Source organism: Deltaproteobacteria bacterium, from assembly GCA_019308905.1.
Taxonomy (GTDB): Bacteria; Desulfobacterota; BSN033; order WVXP01; family WVXP01; genus JAFDHF01.
Genome location: JAFDHF010000131.1, coordinates 1 through 3,476, shown reverse-complemented (window position 1 = coordinate 3,476; position 3,476 = coordinate 1). Strand labels below are relative to the sequence as shown.

At 51.1% G+C, this 3,476-nt stretch carries 3 protein-coding genes; all 3 read left to right on the top strand.

The window, feature by feature from the left end:
* The first annotated feature begins 274 nt into the window (after positions 1-274).
* A complete protein-coding gene (locus JRJ26_20425; GenBank protein MBW2059855.1) occupies positions 275-1,180 on the top strand; it encodes an acetamidase/formamidase family protein in 906 nt (301 codons plus the stop codon).
* Between the two features lie 17 nt (positions 1,181-1,197).
* Complete coding sequence (locus JRJ26_20420; protein MBW2059854.1) at positions 1,198-2,364, top strand: aminopeptidase P family protein; 1,167 nt, start codon at positions 1,198-1,200, stop codon at positions 2,362-2,364.
* Positions 2,365-2,374: 10 nt separating this feature from the next.
* The coding region (locus tag JRJ26_20415; protein MBW2059853.1) for an ABC transporter ATP-binding protein at positions 2,375-3,476 on the top strand (1,102 nt) is incomplete at its 3' end.

Here is a 3,476-nt window from a genome sequence, read left to right as displayed (position 1 = left end):
AAAAGTCAAGCCCCGCTGCCAATACGAATCTGCTCGGTAATTATTCGGAAGAAAAAAGATTATAAAATTGAAAATTTAGGCGTGTTTGAAATTTCAGTTGCGGAACCGCTGCTCCACGCCAGTTTTGCTTGACAGAGCTTATTATTCGTGTTATTTTTGGCGCCGCTCAGTCTAGGGATGGAAGACAGCCTATGCGCTGATAGTCTCTTGGAACCTCTGTAGAGGGGAGTTGCCAGGCATTGAATAGATTTGTCGATTAGGGATTACAGCAGCGATGGAAACGATCAAGAGAAGCAACGTGATCTACCAATTCGGTCCCCACAGTCACCCTGTTGTTGAGGTGGACTCAGGAGCAATCGTCCTTGTAGAAACTGACGATTGTTTTGGCAGCCAGATAAAAAGTGAGAAAGATCTGGTCACTTCAGTCGATTTTTCGAGGGTTAATCCCGCAACAGGTCCTATCGGGATCAGAGGAGCTTCCCCTGGAGACGTCCTCACCGTAGAAATCCTGGAAATCGATGTCGGTGAAAAGGGTTTTATGGTGGGAATTCCCAACGAAGGAGCCTTTGGCCATCTTATCGAAAAGCCTGTCACTAAGGAAATCGCCGTTCGAAACGGTAAATTCCGATTCTCCGATACTCTCTTGTTCCCTGTCAACCCGATGGTTGGAGTGATTGGCGTCTGTCCCTCTGACCGAGTGGTTCCATGCGGTGAAATTGGCGACCACGGCGGGAACATGGACGCAAAAGTCATCCGTGAAGGTGCAAAGATCCATTTTCTTGTGCGAGTGGAAGGTGCAATGCTGGCCTTGGGAGATGTCCACGCCGGGATGGGAGACGGCGAGGCAGTTATCTGTGGGATTGAGACAACCGCCGAGGTGAAGGTGAAGCTGAATCTAACCAAGTCTCCGAGAATCGAGCCCCAAAGGCCTATTGTGGAACTGGACGACAAATTCATAACGATTGGTCACGGCTCTTCTTTGGATGAAGCAGCTTCAACCGCCCTCAACGATATGGCGAAACTCATGCGTGAGATCACTGATATGGACTATCCCGAAATCGCCATGCTCATTAGTGCCGTCGGGGATCTCAGGGTGTGCCAGATCGTTGACCCGCAAAAAACTGCCAGAGTGGAAATGCCCAAATCTTCTTTGGGAAATCCCGATAGAATCGTTTTTTGAGGGCAGAGGGGAACGTGATGGGACTGTTGTTCGGAAAAGAAGTCTACCTGAATCGTATGGATAAATGTCGGCTCGTTTGCAGCGACAGGGGGTTGGATGGTCTGGTAGTTTTCGGCAAGGAGCCCGACCGCCTTGGAGACATAAAATATCTCACTCATTACCATCCCTGGCTCGGCGGGACTCCAACTCTTTACGAACAGAGGGGTAGAGGGAATGGAGCACTGATCCTCCCGCTTGAGGGTGAACCTGTCCTTGTTGCCTCCTCTCACTATTACGGTGAAGTGGCAATAGATGATGTAAGGGTCGGGGTCAACTTGACGAAGAAGGTCTGCGATGTTCTCCAAGAGATGGGTCTTGAACAGTCTCGGCTCGGACTGGTCGGGGGAGATGCGCTTTACGTGGTTCTTTACCAGGATTTGCTGAGCTGGGCGCCGAGGGTCCAGTGGACTCTTTCAGATGACATCGTGCGCAGCATTAGGGCCGTGAAAAGCCCGGAGGAGTTGGCGATTCTGAGGGAAGGATGCAGGAAGGCCTGTGCCGTGGCCGAGATCGTCTGTTCCGCAGCGGAGCCTGGTGTCACGGAACGGGAGCTGGCTTTGCTGGTGATGAGTGAATTGGCCAAGTTGGGAGTATCCGAGCCTTTTGCCACATGCCAGTCCGGAGTCGAGAGGTCCGGCGAACCCCTTGCGCGTCCGATGTATACGGACCGTGTTATCGAAGACGGAGACATGTTTCACATTGAAATCTGTGGAGTGTACAATCACTACCTTGTGGATATTTGCCGGGCGGGCGTGGCCGGCAAGGCATCTAAGAAGCAGATAGAAATCCTGGGAACCGTTCTTGAGATGGGGCAAGCTATCGCTCGCAAGGCCGCACCAGGAGTGAGAGCAGAAGAGCTTCAGACTGCGGCGGGCGAGATTGCTGTGGCAAAAGGGTACGGGCGTTTTCATACGGAAACATACGGAGGCCCAGGTAGTTATGTGGGGCACGGGATGGGGTTTGGTTACGACGACATTCCGGTTCTGGCCAAGGGGGATAAGACCGTCTTGAGGGAAGGCATGGTTCTGGCAGTGGAACCGGGCCTTTACAGGACGAGTGTCGGGGGTGCGAGGATCGAGAGGAACATTGTCATCACAGATAAAGGATCGGAGTATTTGGGCTCTCTTGGGGGAAATTGGTGGTAGGAGCACAAGAATGACTAGCGAATCGGGGGGCCGTGGTTCGACGTCTGATAGAGCTCAGGGGTCAGAGATTGTCTTGGAGAGACTTTCCAAGGCATACACCGACGTGGTTGCCGTCGATGATGTTTCGTTTCGTGTGGAGAGGGGGAAGTTCTTGACTTTGCTCGGACCGAGCGGTTCAGGTAAAACTACGACTTTGATGATGGTGGCCGGGTTCGAAGCTCCGGATGCGGGCAGCATTTATATTGATGGGATGGACGTAACAGCGATTCCACCGCATCAGAGGGGGCTTGGTATGGTTTTCCAAAACTACGCCCTCTTCCCGCACATGAACGTTTTCGAAAATGTAGCATTCCCTTTAAGAATGCGCAAAGCCAAGAAATCCATAATAAGCGAACGAGTGAGGTATGCTCTGGAAATAGTGAAGCTCGAGGGCGTTGAGAGTCGGCGTCCGAATCAGTTAAGTGGCGGACAGCAACAGCGCGTGGCCATAGCGCGGTGTCTTGCCTTCAATCCGAGGATACTCTTGCTTGATGAACCCCTCGGAGCCCTTGATAAGAAACTTCGTGAGCACATGCAGATCGAGATCAAACACCTTCAGGAGAAGCTCGGAATTACAGTGATCTACGTCACTCACGATCAAGAAGAAGCGCTGGTCATGTCAGACTCGATCGTTGTGATGAACAACGGAAAAGTTGAACAAATCGGATCGCCTGATGAAATCTATGATTCTCCGGCAAATGCCTTCGTGGCAGAATTCATAGGCAAGACGAATTTCATGTCGGGGGTCCTTCATCGAGATTCGGCTGCTGCGACGGTTTTGGTGAAGGATCTCTGTAAACCTATTGTTCTTTCGAACGTTAGCGAAGATCTGCCTGACAGATCTGAAGTTCGTTTGTTCATTCGGCCCGAGAGGATTTCTATTGTCAGGGAAGAACATCCCCATGTGAATGTGTTGCCCGGTACCATAGATGGAAGGATTTTTGTTGGTGATACAATAACCTATGCGATTAGGATATCCTCTGAGATCATCCTTTCGATGAAAGTTTCAAACACTCATGAAACGCCAAAGTATGCAAAGGGGGATAAAGTAAACGTCTCGTTTCGGGCAGAGG

Excerpts from the sequence above, each read along its gene's own strand:
- JRJ26_20425 (MBW2059855.1), top strand. The coding sequence starts at position 275 with ATGGAAACGATCAAGAGAAGCAACGTGATCTACCAATTCGGTCCCCAC.
- JRJ26_20420 (MBW2059854.1), top strand. The coding sequence starts at position 1,198 with ATGGGACTGTTGTTCGGAAAAGAAGTCTACCTGAATCGTATGGATAAA.